Annotated in this window: 13 protein-coding genes; 9 read left to right on the forward strand and 4 right to left on the reverse strand. The window is 74.5% G+C overall.

All coding sequences use genetic code 11. The features are described from left to right. The coding region (locus ACFZAU_RS31660; RefSeq protein WP_500554999.1) for a M4 family metallopeptidase at positions 1 to 2704 on the forward strand (2704 nt) is incomplete at its 5' end. 73 nt (positions 2705 to 2777) lie between these two features. On the opposite strand, the gene ACFZAU_RS31665 is transcribed toward ACFZAU_RS31660, so the two are convergent. After that, the gene (locus ACFZAU_RS31665) at positions 2778 to 3713 is read right to left on the reverse strand and encodes a hypothetical protein (RefSeq protein ID WP_500555000.1); all 936 of its coding nucleotides are present in this window, start codon (positions 3711 to 3713) and stop codon (positions 2778 to 2780) included. Between the two features lie 150 nt (positions 3714 to 3863). Here ACFZAU_RS31665 and lepB point away from each other — a divergent pair, with 150 nt between their 5' ends. From lepB to poxB, 7 genes are all read left to right on the forward strand, one after another. Then, complete coding sequence (gene lepB, locus ACFZAU_RS31670; RefSeq protein WP_500555001.1) at positions 3864 to 4610, forward strand: signal peptidase I; 747 nt, start codon at positions 3864 to 3866, stop codon at positions 4608 to 4610. 130 nt (positions 4611 to 4740) lie between these two features. Next, positions 4741 to 5520, forward strand: a complete 780-nt coding sequence (locus tag ACFZAU_RS31675; protein WP_500555002.1) for an IclR family transcriptional regulator — start codon at positions 4741 to 4743, stop codon at positions 5518 to 5520. An 846-nt stretch (positions 5521 to 6366) separates the two neighbouring features. Then, a complete protein-coding gene (locus ACFZAU_RS31680) occupies positions 6367 to 7476 on the forward strand; it encodes a PP2C family protein-serine/threonine phosphatase (RefSeq protein WP_500555003.1) in 1110 nt (369 codons plus the stop codon). Positions 7477 to 7535: 59 nt separating this feature from the next. Continuing rightward, a complete protein-coding gene (locus tag ACFZAU_RS31685) occupies positions 7536 to 9020 on the forward strand; it encodes a SpoIIE family protein phosphatase (protein ID WP_500555004.1) in 1485 nt (494 codons plus the stop codon). A gap of 406 nt (positions 9021 to 9426) precedes the next feature. Continuing rightward, positions 9427 to 10422, forward strand: a complete 996-nt coding sequence (locus ACFZAU_RS31690) for a helix-turn-helix transcriptional regulator (protein WP_500555005.1) — start codon at positions 9427 to 9429, stop codon at positions 10420 to 10422. A gap of 138 nt (positions 10423 to 10560) precedes the next feature. Beyond that, positions 10561 to 12807 carry a protein kinase domain-containing protein gene (locus ACFZAU_RS31695; protein WP_500555006.1) on the forward strand — a complete coding sequence of 749 codons (2247 nt, stop codon included), beginning with the start codon at positions 10561 to 10563 and terminating at the stop codon, positions 12805 to 12807. Positions 12808 to 12995: 188 nt separating this feature from the next. Continuing rightward, the gene (gene poxB, locus ACFZAU_RS31700; protein ID WP_500555007.1) at positions 12996 to 14735 is read left to right on the forward strand and encodes a ubiquinone-dependent pyruvate dehydrogenase; all 1740 of its coding nucleotides are present in this window, start codon (positions 12996 to 12998) and stop codon (positions 14733 to 14735) included. 45 nt (positions 14736 to 14780) lie between these two features. Here poxB and ACFZAU_RS31705 read toward each other — a convergent pair whose 3' ends face one another. The 3 genes from ACFZAU_RS31705 to ACFZAU_RS31715 all read right to left on the reverse strand — a co-directional run bounded on the left by ACFZAU_RS31705 (position 14781) and on the right by ACFZAU_RS31715 (position 16977). Beyond that, positions 14781 to 15506, reverse strand: a complete 726-nt coding sequence (locus ACFZAU_RS31705) for a CehA/McbA family metallohydrolase domain-containing protein (RefSeq protein ID WP_500555008.1) — start codon at positions 15504 to 15506, stop codon at positions 14781 to 14783. A gap of 24 nt (positions 15507 to 15530) precedes the next feature. Then, positions 15531 to 16013, reverse strand: a complete 483-nt coding sequence (locus ACFZAU_RS31710) for a DUF3604 domain-containing protein (protein WP_500555009.1) — start codon at positions 16011 to 16013, stop codon at positions 15531 to 15533. Positions 16014 to 16098: 85 nt separating this feature from the next. After that, a complete protein-coding gene (locus ACFZAU_RS31715; RefSeq protein ID WP_500555010.1) occupies positions 16099 to 16977 on the reverse strand; it encodes a DMT family transporter in 879 nt (292 codons plus the stop codon). Between the two features lie 134 nt (positions 16978 to 17111). Here ACFZAU_RS31715 and ACFZAU_RS31720 point away from each other — a divergent pair, with 134 nt between their 5' ends. Continuing rightward, positions 17112 to 17552, forward strand: a complete 441-nt coding sequence (locus tag ACFZAU_RS31720) for a GNAT family N-acetyltransferase (protein ID WP_500555011.1) — start codon at positions 17112 to 17114, stop codon at positions 17550 to 17552. The last annotated feature ends 3 nt before the right edge of the window (positions 17553 to 17555 follow it).

Below are 17555 nucleotides of genomic sequence, written 5' to 3' on the forward strand. Positions count from 1 at the left end.
CGCCGACGCCTCCGTACCCGCCGCCACCGCCGCCCGCGCCCACCTCGCCGGCCACCAGGACCGCTACCGCATCCCCGCCCCCGACCGCGACCTGGCCACCGACACCGTCACCACCGACCCCGACGGCACCGAGACCGTCCGCCTCGCCCAGAAGTACCACGGCATCCCCGTCCTGGGCGCCCAGTACATCGTCCGCATGACCCACAAGAACGGCCAACGCACCGTCACCGGCACCTCCGGCACCTACTTCACCGCCCTCGACCTCGACACCACCCACCCCACCCTCCCCGCCCCCACAGCCGTGGAGCGTGCCGTACGGCAGGTCGAGGACTCGCTCGCCCGCGGCCCGCGCGTCACCGCCGGCGGCGGGGCCGCCGCGTCCTCCCGTCCGGCGGACGGGGCCGGCCTGACCGGCACGGACCGCGGGCTGACCGTGCTGCCCAACGGCAAGGGCGTGCTGGCCCGCCACGTCACCGTGCGCGGCACCGACCCGGCCACCGGCGCGCCCGTGGTCCAGGAGGTATACGTCGACGCCGCCACCGGGGTGCTCCGCTACGAGGCCGGGGCGCTGCGCACCCTCACGGCCGCGGCGGCCGTCAACAGCGCTGCGGGGAGGGGGACTTCGCCGGCGTCCGGCACGCCCGCCGCTCCCGCGGGCGGATCGACGGAGGTCACCGGCAGCGGGAGGCTGCTGAACGGCGCGACGGTGCCCCTGAACCTCACCAAGGACGCCGCCACCGGCCAGTACCTGCTGCGCGACAGCGCGCACATGGCCGGCAGCAGGAGCCACAACGTCATCCAGACCTGGGACGGCTCCAGCCTCTGGTGGATGGACCTCGACGAGCGGTGGCCCGAGGGCGCCGTGCCGTTCGCGATGCCGACCACGAAGGCGCCGCAGGAGATGACCGACAGCGGCGCGGTCGACGCCCACTGGGCGGCCGGGAAGGTCTACGAGTTCTACCGCGGCACCTTCCACCGCGACAGCCTCGACGACAAGGGCATGGCCCTCAACTCCCTCGTCGGCGTCACCGCGGAACTCGGCTACCCCTGGGTGAACGCCTTCTGGGACGGCAGCAAGATGGTCTACGGCACCGGGGACGACGAGTACCGCTCGCTCGCCTCCGACCTGGACGTCGTCGGCCACGAGATGACCCACGGCGTGGTCGAGCACACCGCCGACCTGGTCTACGCCGGCCAGTCCGGCGCCATGAACGAGGCCATCGCCGACTACTTCGGCAACGCCATCGACGTCACCGTCAACCGCACCCCGATGACCGACCCCGACGCCGGCCTGATCGGCGGCGACCTCTGCCGCACGCTGGCGCCGAAGGACTGCGCCTTCCGCGACCTCAACGACGGCGCCGACACGGGGGACTTCATCAGCATGCCGCTCGGGTCGCGCAGCGACCAGGGAGGCGTCCACCTCAACTCGCACATCTTCGGCGGCGCGCTGTGGGACATCCGCGAGAGCCTGGGCGGCGAACTCGCCGACAAGATCGTCCACAAGGCGCTCACCTCCTACCTCACCCCCCTCGACGGCTTCACCGAAGGCCGTGACGCGGTCCTCGCCGCCGCCAAGTCGCTGCACGTCAAGGGCGACCGCATGGCGAAGGTCAAGCACGCCTTCGAGGCGCACGGCATCGTCCCCGGCTGGGAAAAGGCCCTCAACCTGGACAGCGACGTCCTGCTCGGCCGCCTCGGCACCCTGGAGACCGGCGTCGCCAACGACATCGGTCCGGCCACGGGCGGCGGCTGGTGGGCGGTCCCCCGCTCCAGCGCCGACAGCGCGGCCCCGTACTCGGTGTGGACCGGGCGACTGGACGGGAAGGGCAAGGCCCGTCAGGTCTCCCCGGAGGACGGGCGCTACCACCTCAGCCCCGTCACCGACGGCAGGCGCGTGGTGTGGCTCGCCGTCGGCGACACCTACGACCTCATGTCCGCCCCCGTGACCGGCGGCCCCGCGAAGCGGCTCTACAGCACCTCCTCCGCCTGGATCGGCAGCCTGAGCATGGACGGCGACACCGTCGCCTGGTACGAGAACGGCGACGAGGGCCGCACCACCCTGCGGTACCTCCAGGGGTCCGACCCCGTCCCGCACACGGTCCCGCTGCACCGCCCCGACGCCACCACCGCCGGCGCCGACGTCCGGGCCGAGTTCCCCTCCGTGAAGGACGGGCGCATCGCCTACACGGTCAGCGGCTGGTGGGGCGACGACCCGGACCACCGGCGCGCCGCCGTCGACGTCTTCGACACCCGCACGGGCAGGACCTCGCTCGGCACCCCGAGCCGCGCGGTGTGGACCAGCCGGCCCGTGGCGACCGGCTCCGGGGTGTACTGGCTCGCCGACGCGGACCCCTACGACGCGGGGCAGCCGGCCCTGCGCCGGAGCGGCCTCGACGGCTCGGGCACGAAGGACGTGATCCCGGAGACCTCGACCGCGGCCCTCGGGGCCTGGACCCTGACCGCGTCGGACACGGCCGTCACCCTCACCGTCGACCCGCTGTCCCCGACGGACCTGCCGTACCTGGACACCAGGCTCGTCCAGTTCACGTCGAAGGGTGCCCCGCTGGGCCGCGTCTCGTGCGCTCCGGGCCGGCAGACCTACGCGGTGGCCGCCACCGGCGGCCGGGTGCTCTGGCTGGACACGACCACCACGTCCTTCGACCTGGTGACCCGCTCCCGCCCGGCGGGTGACTGCGGCTGACCGTACGCCGGGTGGGCCGGGCCGGGGTCCTGGACTCCGGCCCGGCCCACCCGCACGCCCGGCTCGGGCTCCGTCAGCGCGGCATCGGCAGTTCGACCAGGCCGGCGAGTTCGGCGCGGGTCGCCGGCCGCAGCGTGGAAAGGACGTGGCGGGCGGCCGGGAGCCCGGCCTCGCCGGACCCCTGCAGGTACACGGTGACGACCAGGCCGTCGCGGGGCAGCCGCAGTTCACGGGTGGGGTGGTCGCCGCCGTAGAGGACGAGCAGGCGCCCGCCGCCGTCGTCACGGCACTGGATCTCCTGGCCGAACGGGACGGGGCAGCCGCGCGCGTCGACGCGCCGGGTGTCGTATCCGGCGCGTTCGACCCGGAGGCCGAGGGCCGCCGAGCCGCCCTCGTGGGCGGCGCTCTCGTAGCGGGCGCCGAAGCCGTCGGCGCTCGCGCCCCCGACGCGCAGTACGTAACCGGGCGGCGCGTCGCCGACGCGCAGCAGGGCGTGGTCCACGCGGTTGGCGCTCAGCCACTCGTCGAGGGTGGGCGGGCGTGCGGCGTCCCAGGCGGCGTACGCGCCGCCCGCCGCGAGGACGACGGCCGCGCCCAGAGCGGTGAGCCGGGCCCTGGCGCCGGGCAGGAAGAACGCGGCCGCGAGTGCGTGACAGGTACCCCCGGCGGGGAGGAGCACCTGGTACCCGAGTTCGCCGACGTGGTGGAGCACCACCACCACGGCGAACGCCCCGGCGGTGCCGAACGCGTGGACCCCGGCCGTCCAGACCGCCAGGCCCGCCGTCCGGCGGGTGAGCGGCACGACGCTGCGGGCGGCCCTGCCCAGCGCGGCGAGCAGCGCCGCCGCAAGTGCCGTGGTGCACGCGAGCGCGGCGGCCAGGACCACCGGCCTGCCGAGGAACAGCGCGACGAGCACCACCTGGAACTGCACGGCGGTCAGGGCGCAGCCCGCCAGCCAGACCGCCGCCAGATGCCCGCCCACGGCGGTGGCGTCCTTCTTCCCGATCATGTCCTGTGACCACGCGCGAGCAGGCGCTCCGGTTCCACGCCCCCCGGTCCGGGACCCCCGGCCGCGGGAAGGTGAGGGCGGGAACTCCTGATCGTTCAGGTGTACGGGCACGTAACGCGCCCGACGTACCGACACCGTGAAGGAGCAGCCATGACCGCTGGGGAGGACGGCCGGACGGGTGTCCGCGACGCCGGGGAGGACGCGCCGGGGACGGCGGCCCGCCGTGGACGGCCCCGGAGGACCCGCGGGCAGCGCCCCTGGTGGCAGGAGCTGCCGATCCTCGTCGTCGTGGCGCTGGTCATGGCCCTGGGGATCAAGACCTTCCTCGTGCAGGCCTTCTCCATCCCCTCGGGCTCGATGCAGAACACCCTGCAGGTGGGCGACCGGGTGCTGGTCGACAAGCTCACCCCGTGGTTCGGGGCGACGCCGCAGCGCGGCGAGGTGGTCGTCTTCCGCGACCCGGGCAACTGGCTGGACGACCAGCCGCAGCCGACCGGCGGCAACGTGATCACGAAGGCGCTCGCGTTCGTCGGACTGGCGCCCTCCTCCGACGAGCGGGACCTCATCAAGCGCGTGATCGCGGTCGGCGGCGACACCGTGGACTGCGAGAGCGGCAAGCCGGTGACGGTGAACGGGAAGCCGCTGGACGAGCCGTACGTCTACCCCGGCGCGACGCCGTGCGACGACCTGCCGGTCGGGAAGGTCACCGTCCCCGCGGACCACCTGTGGGTGATGGGCGACCACCGCGACGCCTCGCGGGACTCGCGTGCCCATGTCCAGGAACCGGGCGGCGGTTTCGTGCCGCTGGACGACGTCGTCGGCCGCGCCTTCGTCGTCGCCTGGCCGGTGCCGCGGTGGTCCACGCTGCCGGTGCCCCCGACCTTCGACCGGTCATGACCTGCGGCGCCACCGCCCCGTACGGCAAGGGCCGCCTTGCTTGACCCCTCGCGGCACGCCACCGACAGTGGTGAGGTGCCGCTGCGGGAGCGCTTCCCGCCGCGCGAGGACGAGAGAAGGCGATGCGGCCATGACCGCTGATCGCAACGGGGCGGCCAACGGTTCCGTCCAGGTGGTCCAGAAGTCGGCCCAGATCCTGGACTGCTTCTCGGTGACCACCCCCCGCCTCCAGGCCTCGGAGATCGTCCGCAGGACCGGCCTGCCGTCCTCCACCGTCGCGCGCATCCTGCGCACGCTCGTCCGGGAGAACCTCCTCCAGCGCGAGGGGACCGCCTACAGCATCGGCCTGCGGGTGATCGCCTGGTCCGCGGCGGCCACCGCCGCGTCGGACCTGATCGCCAGGGCGAGACCCGTCGTGACGGCGCTGCGCGACCACTGCGGCGAGTGCTGCGGCCTGCAGGTCCGGCAGGACGGCAGGCGGATCACCGTGATCTGGGCGCAGTCGACGCACTCGATCGTCTACCGGGGCCACGAGGGCCAGGTCATGCCCCTGCAGCCCAGCGCGGCGGGCAAGGTCTTCATGGCCTTCGACCCGGAGGTGCTGGCCCGCGTCCTGGACGAGGGCCTGACGGCCAGGACCCCGCGGACCGTGGTGGACCCGGCGGTGCTGCGCGGGCAGCTCGAGGAGGTCAGGGAGCAGGGCTGGGCGTTCTCCGAGCAGGAGCTCGAACCGGGCCTGAACTCGTTGGCCGTCCCGGTCCGCTCGGGCGACGGCCGGGTGATCGCCGCGGTCAGCGTCGGGGGGCCGTCCCACCGCCTGACCCCCGCCCGGGCCAAGGACCTCGCCGCCCAGGCGATGGAGTGCGCGTTGGCCATCGCGGAGGGCCGGATGTGGCGTGGCCGTGCCTAGCCGGGCCGTGTCGTCACCTGCCCACGGCGTCATCCAGGGGAGCCACCGGGCCCGCCCTCCGGGACGGTGGGGGCACCTCCCGGCGCGAACCGGGGAGCCCGGGTGACGGCACGGCCCGGGCCGCATCCTCGGACCGGCCCGACGCCCGGCGCCGCGGACCGGCCCGCGCGGCGCGCGCACCCTGCCGCCGGGCCCGGAGGCCGTTCGACGAGCGCGACCGCGTCGCGCATTACCGTCCCCGCGTCCCGGCGTCGACCCGGTTGCCTTGACGATGCCGAATGCGGGTCGCACAGTGGATACCGCATTGCGGCAATGGCTTCCACGATGCGGCAAGGTGAGGACGGTGGAGCCATGATCCACACGAGTCCGCGCACCACCCGGCGCCTGGACGCAACCGGTGCCGGACCTGCTCCGGCGCCCCTGGCACCCGGCGATGCCGGACGCCCCGTCACGTACCGGCGGCAGCCGGTGTTACCGCCCACCCCGCACGGTTCCGCGACGGCGGCCGTGTCCCGGGCCCCCAGCGCAGGCCGCCCCTGAACGTTCCGGCCGACCGGCCGGATCCCCACCGGGCCGGGTGACGTCCCGTCCGTCCGCAGGTGCGTGGTCAGGCGTTCCCACCGTGCCGGAGGGCGCACGCGTACCGCACGCGTACCGTCTGCGCCCGGCGTACGACCACCCGCAGGACCCCCCATGAACCTCTTCTCTTCCCCCGTCCCGGCAGCAGCGCGGGCAGGGCACCACGTCCGCCCCTCGGGAGCGCGCCTCACCGGCGGACGGGGGAGGCACCTACGGCACGCCGGCCGGGCCGGCGAACGCGTCCCGAGGGCGGGCATCCGCACGCAGATGTCCCTCCCGGCCGGACTGATCGCGGCGATCACCCTGGCCGGGGCGTTTGCGCCCGTGGCCATCCACCTGTCACCACTGCTGGTGGCCGCCCCCACCTCAACGGCCGCGTTCGCCCGCGCCCGGTTCACCGCGTGCGTCGCCCTGGTCGCCAGCGCGGCGATGCTGCTCGTCGACCGCCACGACGGGCTGCTGCACTCGTCCGTCCTGCCCATCCACATCGGCGCGCTGCTGGCGGTCTCCGGTTTCGTCATCGCCGCGCGCACCCTGCACGACCGTGACCTGAGGGAACTCAACGAGGTGCGGGCGGTGTCCGAGGCGGCGCAACGGGTGCTGCTGCGGCCGATCCCGGCCCGCATGGGGCCGCTGCGCATCGCCTCCGTCTACCGCGCGGCCGCCGCGCACGCCCTGGTGGGCGGGGACCTGTTCGGCGCCACCCGGACCGACCACGCGACGCGGTTCCTCATCGGCGACGTGCGCGGCAAGGGGCTGCCGGCCGTGGAGGACGCCTCCGCACTGCTGGGCGCCTTCCGCGAGGCCGCCCACCACCACGACACGCTGACGGAGCTGGCGGCCTCCCTGGAGCGCAGCGTCCAAAGGCACCTGGCCCAGCTGACCGAGGCCGACCCGGAGGCCGGTGAACGCTTCATCACCGCCCTCCTGGTGGAGGTGCCCGACGGCACCGACGCCGTGCGGGTGGTCAGCTGCGGTCATCCGCCGCCGCTGGTCCGGCACGACGGCCGGGTCACCGCCCTGGAGGCACACCGCCCCGCACCGCCCTTCGGGCTGGCGGGCGACACCCCGGACGACTTCCACCTCGACACCTTCGACTTCGGCGCCGGGGACACTCTCCTCCTCTACACCGACGGCGCCATCGAGGCCCGCGACGCCTCGGGCGGCTTCTACCCCCTGTGCGAACGGGCCGGCACCTGGGACTGGGAGGGTCCCGAAGAGCTGCTCCGGCAGGTCGGCGACGACCTGGACGCCCACACCGGACGGCGCCTCGACGACGACCTCGCGATGGTCGCGGTGCAGCGCCCCTCGGTGCCGGGCAGCGGCCAGGGCCCGCCCTCCCCGCGGTCGCCCCATCCGGCGGAGGCCGCCCCGTGAACGGCGGGCGCGCGGCGGCGCCGGAGGGACGCACCGGTCACGGAAGGACGCTGGCGAGCATGATCTCGCTCCACGTCCCGTGGGGCCTCGGCCCCCTGCTGCTGCTGTGCTACCTCGGCGCGGTCTGCGCGGTGCAGCTGGAGGCGTCCGAGGGCGGACTGGTCCGCTGGTCGCCGTACTCGGAGTTCGCTCCCCTCGTGGCCGCCGCTCTGCTGCCCGTCCGGCGCACCCTCGTCATCGGCGCCGCGACGCTCGTCGCCAGCGTGGTGATCTACGGCTTCGCGATCCGCGGGGTGTCGGCGGGCGGCCGGACGGTCGTCATCCTGGCGGCCGTGCTCTCCGTCGCCCTCAGCCTCGTGCTGTGCCGGGCGCGGCTGTGGCTGCAGCGCAGACAGTGCGCGGCGGCCGGCGCCTGCTTCACCGGGGATCCCGACGCCACGACCACGGCGCACCCCTTCGAGGGCGGCGGCATGAACGCCCCGACGGCCCCCGGCGACCTGCTGGTGACGGCCCTGCCGGGGTCGGCCGCCGTGGAGGTCGTCGGGCGCTGCACCACCCCGTGCGACCACTCCGGGCCCAGCGCCCACTGGCTCGACGCCATTCCGCTGCCCGGCGCCCGGGTCGCGCTCGTGGCGGGCTCGGTCTCCGCGGAGGTCGGGACGGTGACGGGCGCGGCGGCCGCCGAACTGCGGGCGGCGGTGCGCACGCTGGCCGACATCGACCTCCAGCCGGAGGAGCTGCTCACCCACCTCGACGACGTGCTCGGGCGGCTGCGGCCCGCGGGCACCGGGGTCAGCGCCGCCTGCCTGTACGCGGTCTACGACCCGGTGTCCGGCCGGTGTTCGCTCGCCGCCGCGGGGCACCCGGCGCCCATCGTCGTCAGCCCCGACGGCGAGGTCACGACCATCGCGCTCCCGCCGTCCCGGCCGCTGGGCAAGGCACGGCCCTCCTCCGGGGCCACCGAGGTGGAACTCCCCGCCGGCAGCCTCCTGCTGGTGCACACCGGGACCCGCCCGGGCGAGCCTGCCGACGAGGCCCTCCTGAGCAGCCTCGCCCGCACCGGGGAGGACCTCCCCTCCCTCGAGACCGTCTGCCACACCGTCCTGCGCGCCCTGCCCGAGGCCGACCGGCCCGGCGCCGCGGTCCTCGCCGCGCGTACCCGCACCTTCGGCAGCGGCGCCGTCGCCACCTGGGACCTGACGCCCGACCCCGCCGCGGTCGCCAACGCGCGCAAGCACGTGGCGGGCAAGCTCGCCGCCTGGGGCCTTCCGGACGCGGCCCAGACGACCGAGCTCATCGTCAGCGAACTCGTCACCAACGCCATCCGCTACGCCCATCCGCCGTTCCGGCTGCGCCTGATCCGCCACGACAACGGGCTGACCTGCGAGGTCTCCGACAGCAGCAGCACCACCCCGCACCTGCGGCGGGCCCGCACCCTCGACGAGAGCGGCCGGGGGCTGTTCATCGTCGCCCAGCTCACCCAGCGCTGGGGCTGCCGCCACACCGAGGACGGCAAGACCATCTGGGCCGAACAGCCCTGCTGAGCCAGCTCCGCCGGTGCCGCGCGGAGGCGCGGACCGGCGGGCCGAACAGGGTGGCCGGCCGGTGCGGTCGAGGCGCGGCGCCGGCGATCGCCGGGCCGCAAGGTGGTCGCGCGCCCGGGAGGCCGCCGTGCCGGCCGTCCCCCGGCGCACGGTGAGGTCGACGCGAACGTCGTGCCCGGCCCGGACGCGGAACCGTACTGCGCTGCTCGACCGCGTCCGCGAGCAGGACCACGGCGCACCGCGCACCGCGCACGGCGCCGCCCGCGGACGCGGACCCGGAATGACGAAGTACCGCGGGGAACACTGACATCCGCTTCGCCGGAATGACAAGATGATCGCAGGGCGACTTCCCGTCAGGTGACGGGAGTACGACACGTGAAGAGAGCGCGAAGGCGGACCACGGACCATGCTCGAATCCATCGGCCTGAGCCGGCAGGACGAATCGGTGTACGAGGCCCTCGTGCGCAGGGTGCACGCCACGGTCGCGGACCTGGCGCACGACTGCCGGCTGCCCGCTCCCGCGACGCGCCGCAGCGTGCGGTCGCTGGTCTCCCTCGGGCTCGCCGTGCGCTCCACGGGACGCCCGGTCACCTACGCCGCGGTCTCCCCGGACAGCGCGCTGGAGGCCGTACTGCGCGACAGGGAACGGGCGTTGAACGACGTGCGCTCCCATGTCGCGGGCCTGATGGACCTCTACCGCGCGGGCACGCGCTTCGTGAACCCCGGCGAGCTGGTCGAGGTCGTCTCGGGACGCGACGATGTCAACCGCCGCTGGGCGCAGCTGCAGCAGAGCACACGCACGCAGGTGCGGGGCTTCGACCGGCCGCCGTACGCCTCGCACGAGGAACACACCGAGCCCAACCCGGTCGAGCTCGAACTGCTCAAGCGCGGCGTCGCCTACCGCGTCATCTACGACAGCACCGTGCTCGCCCTGCCCGGCTGGCTCGCGGACGTCACCGTCGGCGTCCGGCACGGGGAGCAGGCCAGGGTCGCGGCGGGCCTGCCGATGAAGCTGGCGATCTCCGACGACCGGCTCGCCATCATCCCCCTGCTGCGCCCCGGCGACCACGCGGTGACGGCCTCCTACCTGATCCACCCCTCGCCTCTGCTCGACGCGCTCATCGCCCTCTTCGAGACGCTGTGGGAGCGCAGCGTCCAGGTGCGCCTGCCGGCGACCGGTGCCTCCTCGGTGCGGCTGGAGCAGGCGCCCGACGAGCTGACCGCCGAGGAGGCGAAACTCCTGACGCTGCTCGCCGCGGGCGCCACCGACAAGTCCGCCGGCCGCGCCCTGGGCTGGAGCGAACGAACCGTCCAGCGCCATGTCACCCGGCTCATGCAGCGCTTCGGCGCGCAGACGCGTTTCCAGATCGCCATGGAGGCCACCCGACGCGGGTGGATCTGACAGGTCGGGGCGGCGCGACGGTGAAGGACCGGTGAGGAACGGCCCCGCCGCTCCACGGGGGCCCGTGTCGCCCGGAGAGCACGGTCTACGATCAACGCTGCCGAGTGAAGACCGCTTACCTCCGGGGGACATGGGGCCGTGGACGACCGGGATCCGATACTCGCCGACCGCTACCGCCTGGTGCGCCCGCTGGGGCGCGGCGGCATGGGGGAGGTGTGGGAGGCACAGGACGTCAGCCTGCGGCGGCCGGTCGCCGTCAAGGTGATCTCGGTGCTCGCGGGCGGCGGCAGCCGCGCCGACGAGGCGCGCGCCCGGTTCCTGCGGGAGGCGCGGATCACCGCCGCGCTCCAGCACCCCCACATCGTGACCGTCCACGACCTCGGTGAGGCGGCCACCGAGGAGGGCACCACGCCGTTCCTCGTGATGGAACTGCTGCGGGGCGAGGGCCTGGACGCCGTCGTCCGGCGCGGGCCCGTCGGCGAGGAGGACGCGGCGCGGTGGGGGGCGCAGGTGTGCGACGCGCTGACCGAGGCGCACGGCGCCGGCGTCCTGCACCGCGACATCAAGCCCGCGAACCTGTTCGTCACGGCCTCCGGCAGCCTGAAGGTGCTGGACTTCGGGATCGCCCGCGCCGCCGACCCCTCGGCCACCGGTGACCGGCTGACCCACACCGGGTTCATGGTGGGCACGGCCGCGTACATGGCCCCGGAGCAGGCCCGCGGGCGTCCCGAGCAGCGCAGCGACCTGTACTCCCTCGGCTGCGTGCTGTTCGAACTGCTCACCGGACGGCTGCCGTTCGACGCCCCGGACACCCTCGGCTACGTCACGGCCCACCTTCACGACCCGCCCCCCGCGCCGAGCAGTCTCATGTCCGGCGTCTCCGCTCCGTGGGACCGCCTGATCGGGCGGCTGCTGGCCAAGGACCCGGGCGAGCGGCACGATTCGGCCGCCGTGCTCGCCGACGAACTGCGGCGTCTGGGCGGTGCGCGGCAGGCCGCACCCGCCGCCCGCAGGCAGTACACCCCCACCGCCGTCGACCGGGAGGGGCACGCGGCGGCGACCATGCCCCTGGCGCCCGCGGGGCCGGCGGCCGGCGCGCCCATGAGCCGGCGCACCCTCCTCCGGGGCGGCGCGGGCGTCGCCGCGGTAGCGGTCGCCGGAGGGGCGGCGGCGATGTACCTGACCGGCGACCCGAAGCGGGACCCGGTCGCCTGGTCGCAGCGGATCCCGAACGTCGACCTGATCAACTCCGACGGTCCCGACGTCGTCCTGGCCGACGGCCGGTGCCATGTGGCCGCGGGCCACTACTGGAAGAACACGGCCGCGCTCCACACCTTCGACCTCGCCACCGGCAGGCCTTTGTGGAACGTGTCCCTCGAGTCGGCCTGGTCCCGCGAGGCGCGCTTCACGGTCGTCGGCGGCACTCTGCTGGCCCTGACCGGCGACCCCGCCGGCAAGGGCGGACGGGTGGACGCCTTCGACGCCGCCACCGGCGAGCGCCGGTGGGGGAGGTCGGTGACCTACGGCGCCATGGGACTGGATGTGCACCGCCCCAGCGGCCTGCTGATCAGCGGTGAGGACGGTTACGTGACCGGAACCGATCCGCGCACCGGCGAGGAGCGCTGGTCGACCGACGTGTTCTCCCCGTACACCGCCACCTGGATCCTGGCCGGCGACCTGATCCTGTGCAGCCGCGGGATCGCCCTGTCCGGCAGGACCGGCGAGAAGGTGTGGACACGCAAGGACTTCGAGCCGCAGGGCGACTCGGCGCGGCCCCTGGGGAAGGGCCTGCTCTGCTACGAGGCCGGCCGGACGGACCCGGTCGACCTCGTCTGCCGCACGGCGGAGTCGGGCGAGGTGATGTGGCGGAGCCCGTTCCAGAAGACGAAGCCGGAGGCCTACGTCGTCGGGGCCTACCAGTCGCTCGACGAGCTGGTGTCGGGCACCACGGTGTTCCTCCCGCTGGCCGCCGGCTCCCGCCGGGAGCCGACCGCGCTGAACGGGCTCACCGGCGAGCCCGCCTGGACCTGGGGCGGCACGTACCGGGCGGCCGGTCTGGAGGAGCGGGCGACCAGGAGCGTCGCGGGCGGGTTCGTCCTGCCCACGGGATCGGGATCGTTGTGCCTGGCCGCCGAGGACGGCGCGGAACGCTGGCACGCCGAGCCGCGGCGGGTGCAGACCACCGGCGCGTACGCCCTGCTCTCCGGGACGGGGCGGGCACGGCTCTTCCAGCGCTGGAGCAGCGTACGGGTCGTCGAGGTGGAGCACGGCGGCACACTCTGGTCAGGGCAGTTCGACAGCGCCGCCGTCCCCGCGCCCGCCGCGAGCGGCGACTTCGTCGCGGTCCTCGACGGCGGCGGCACGCTGTGGGCGATCCGCGTGTGACCTTGCCGAGGCGCGGTGCGGCCGGCGTCGGGCGTCCGGCGTCAGGCCGGTCCACCGGGGCCCCACCGGGGCCGCGGTGACGCACCGCGCGCCGTGTCGCTTGCCCCGGACCCAGCGGGATGTCACAAAATGTCCGGGGTGCCGCGGGCACCGCAGGCGTTCCGACGACGAGCCGCCAGGGAGTCCTCTTGGGTACCACCGTCGCAGATGTCATGGTCGCGGCCCTCGCGGCCTCCGGCGTACAGCGGGTGTACGGCCTGCCGGGGGACTCGCTCAACGGCTTCACCGACGCGCTGCGGCGCAACGGGGCCGTTTCGTGGGTCCACGTACGGCACGAGGAGACCGCCGCCTTCGCCGCGGCGGGCGAAGCCGCGATCACCGGGCGGCTCGCGGTGGCGGCGGGCAGCTGCGGGCCGGGCAACCTCCACCTCATCAACGGGCTGTTCGACGCCCAGCGCAGCCGCGTGCCGGTGCTGGCGGTGGCCGCGCACATCCCGCGGGCCGAGATCGGCGGCGAGTACTTCCAGGAGACGCACCCGCAGGAGCTGTTCCGCGAGTGCAGCGTCTACCGCGAGATGGCGAGCCTGCCGGAGCAGGTCCCCCGGCTGCTGCGGATCGCGATGCGCTCGGCGCTGGAGCGCAGGGGCGTCGCGGTGCTGGTCGTCCCGGGCGAGCTGTTCCTGGCCGACGCCGACCTGCCCGTGCCGCCCCGGCCGGTCGTCGCGGCGTCCTCGCACGTACGGCCCGGCGACGCGGACCTGGCGCGCGCCGCGGAGGTCCTCAACCGGGCGGAACGGGTGACCGTCCTCGGCGGCGCGGGCTGCCACGACTCGCACGACGAGGCGGTGGCGCTGGCCGACGCGCTGAAGGCGCCGATGGTGCACGCCCTGCGCGGCAAGGAGTTCCTGGAGCACGACAACCCCTACGACGTGGGACTGACCGGCCTGATCGGCTACAGCTCCGGCTACCGGGCGATGGAGCACTGCGACGCCCTGCTGATGCTGGGCACCGACTTCCCCTACCGCCAGTTCTACCCGGGTCCCGACGTGCCGGTCGTCCAGGTCGACGTACGCGGTGAGCACATCGGGCGGCGCACCGATGTCGACGTCCCGCTGGTCGGCACCGTCAAGGACACCGCCGCCGCGCTGCTCCCGCTGCTGCGGCCGCGCACCGACCGGTCGTTCGCCGACCGGATGACCGGGCACTACCGCAAGGTCCGCGGCCGTCTCGACCACCTCGCGGCCGCCGGGCCGTCGCACTCCCCCATGCACCCGCAGCACGTGGCCGCCGCCGTCGACAAGCTCGCCACCGAGGACGCCGTCTTCACGGCCGACGTCGGCACCCCCACCGTGTGGGCGGCGCGCTACCTGACGATGAACGGCCGCAGGCGGCTGATCGGTTCGTTCAACCACGGCACGATGGCCAACGCGCTGCCGCACGCCATCGGCGTCCAGGCCGCCCATCCGGGGCGGCAGGTCGTGGCCCTGTGCGGGGACGGCGGCCTGAGCATGCTGATGGGCGAGCTGCTGACGCTGCGCCGGCTGGACCTGCCGGTCAAGATCGTGGTCTTCAACAACACCGCGCTGTCCTTCGTCGAGCTGGAGATGAAGGCCGCGGGCATCGTCAACTTCGGCACCGACCTGGGCGAGGCGGACTACGCTGAGGTCGCGCGTGCGGCGGGGCTGTTCGGCGCCAGGGCCGAACGGCCGGGGCAGCTGGAGGAGGTGCTCCCGGCCGCGCTCGAGCACGACGGCCCGGCCCTGGTCGACGCGCGCACCGCACGCCACGAGCTGTCGCTGCCCCCGAAGATCACCTACGGCCAGATCAAGGGGTTCACGCTCTTCGCGACGCGGACGATCCTCTCGGGCCGGGCGGACGAAATCGTGGAGCTGGCGAGGACCAACCTGCGGGACCTCGGCTTCGACTGAGCGTCGCGCCCGCCGGGCCGGAGGCACGGCGGGCGCGGTGCGCCGTCAGGGCTGCAGCCACCAGGGGCTGGAGTAGGCGACGCCCAGGTCGTTGCAGGGGTGTCCGGACGGCCCCGGCTGCCCGTTGGGCTGCGAGGGGTCGGAGACGCGCAGCACCACCCAGGCGCCGTCCTCGGCGTCGAGCGGCACGGTGAACTCGGCCAGGCTGCCGGACGTGGCCGGGACGACCTCGACCACGGTCGGCGCGTTGGAACCGGGGCGGAGCACCTGGATGTTCAGGGGCTTGCCCAGCCAGTCGGGACCGCGGTCGAGGTCCACGGCGAAGCGGACGTCGCCGGCGGCGAGCGGCAGGACGCCGCCCATCTGGACGCCGTCCGCGGTGGCGTCCAGCCGCAGCCCGGAGAAGCGGGTGGCGAAGAAGCGGCGGGCGCGCATGGCCTCCAGCACGCCGGCCCGGGTGTTCTCGGTGACCCAGAGCCCGGCGCGGCCGACGCCCTCGACCTTGCCCCACTCGGTTCCGTGGTGGTCGCTCAAGCCGGTGATCCCGGTGCGCCACCCGGCGTTGAGGACGGCGTTGAGGTGCGAGGACTTGCGGTCCGACCAGCCGTCGAAGAGGTAGTCGTCGCCGCGGTTGAACATCTCGACGCTGACCATCTTGTCGCGCACGGCGGCCGAGTAGGCGAAGTCGTTGAAGCGCCCGATCTCGCGGCCGGGGTGGTTGAAGCCCGCCACGGCGTCACGGCCGGCGATCCAGTTGTAGAGGGAGCCCATCGAACTGGCCCCGCCCAGGTCGACCTACTGGTCGGTGAACCACACGTTGGCGTGGCCGAGGAGCGGGTGCGACCACTCGAAGCCGCGGATCGCGGTGTAGGCGCCGGGGACGTTCGCGGCGTCGGCGAGCTGCCGGGTGCGGTCCCACTCGCCCTTGGAGAGGCCGTTGATCGACAGGAGGGTGGTGTGGTCGGTGAGCGCCGCCACGTCGAGCCCGGCGTCCCGCATGGAGGCGAACGCGAGGGCGGGGTCACCGTCTCCGTCCGACATCAGGGTGTGGTTGTGCAGGTCGGCGTGGACGAGTCTGGTGCCCTCGGTGACGAGCGAGGCGCGGGACGCCCCGCGCCGGTTGGTGGCGGGGGTGTCCGCGGCGGTACGGGTGCCCGCGGCGAGGGCGGTGCCGGGCAGGGAGGCCGCGATCAGCAGGCCGCCCGCACCGGCGAGGAGGGAACGTCGGCTGGGTCCGTGCGCGTGCGTGTGCGCCGTGTCGGCGTGGTGTCCGCTCATGGCGGCCAGTACAGTCGGTTGACAGGAGCATGGTCGGAATCGCGGGTTCCCGGCGGGTGAACGCCACGCGCCCGACCGGTGCCGCTCAGCGGGGCGCGTCCGGCGCCACCAGCGTCCGCACCAACGGGACCCGGACCAGGACGAACGCCCCCGCCACGACCAGGAGCGCACCCACCATCATCGGCGCCCGCCACCAGCCGCCGCGCAGGTGCTCCTCGAACACCGTCACACCCAGCGTGAGGCTCAGGGCCGCGTCCCCCAGCGTCAGCGCGGGCTGGGAGGCCACCAGGGGCCCGGACTGCATGGCGTTCTGCAGGAGGAAGACGGCCGCGACCCCGGCGAGGGCGAAGCCGTACGTCTGCCACGCGGTGAAGAAGGCGGCCGGCCCCTCGGTGTCCCACGTCTGCGTGGCGTCCTTGAGCAGCCCGGCGGTGAGCGCGTAGCAGACGGCCGCCGAGAGCCCGAAGCAGGCGGCGCGAACCCGGCCCGCGGGACGCCGTACGGCGGTGCCGACCAGCACCAGGACGGCGGCTGCACAACTGGGCAGCGCCAGGGCCCACGTACCGGTGTGCGGCCGGTCCACCCCGCCGCTGGGCGCCGCGGCCCACAGCCCCACACCCAGCCCCACCACCGTGGCGGCGACCGCGGCCCAGCCCCGCGGCGGGAGCCGGCGGCGCAGCACCAGACCGCCGATGAACAGGGCGAAGGGCAACTCCAGCACGAACAGCGGCTGGACGAGCGAGAGCGCGCCGTTCAGCAGCGCGAGGGCCTGGAACGCGGCGGCCGCGACCACCGCGCCGAACCCGGCCAGCCAGACGGGCTTGCGCAGCAGTTCGCCGAGGAGCGCCGGACGCAGGCCCACCGCGAGCGGCACCGTGCGGGCGGCGTAGCGCTGGAGCACGGTGGCCAGGGCGTTGCTGACCGCCGCGAGCAGCGCGAACAGCACGGCAAGGGTGGTCTGCACCAGGCCTCTCCTCCGGATCCCGGCCCACGCTAACCGCTGCCCGCCCCCGCCGGGCCGCACGACGCGTCGGCGCCACGGCCGGGCTCCGGCAAATGCGGTTGACGCCCCTCGCCGTGCACCGGTTTCCTGCTGCGATGTCGACCCTTCGCATCGAACGGCCCCACGGCGACGCCATGCTCGAGGACTGGCGGTTCGTCCACAACACGATCATCCCCACCGGCCCGCTCTCCCTCGACGACGTACGGGAGCGCTCGCGGCGCAACCACCTGGAGGTCGCGTACCTCGATGACGCCGTCGTGGGCTGCACCACCGTGCGGCCGCCCGCCGGCGAGGACGCCACGGCCACGGTCATCGCCCGCGTGCTGCCCGCCCACCGGCAACGGGGCTTCGGCACCCGGCTCTACACCCGGGGCCTGGACCGGGCGCGCGAGATGGGCGCGGCGGTGGTGGAGACCGTCGTCCTGGCGTCCAACACCGCGGGGTTGCGCTTCGCCGAGGCCCGGGGCTTCGTCGAGGTCGAACGCTATGTGCTGCCCGGCGACACCATCGCCTACGTCACCCTGCGCCTGCCCTGAACC

The organism is Streptomyces sp. NPDC008238, from assembly GCF_042956445.1.
In the GTDB taxonomy this organism is placed as follows: Bacteria; Actinomycetota; Actinomycetes; order Streptomycetales; family Streptomycetaceae; genus Actinacidiphila.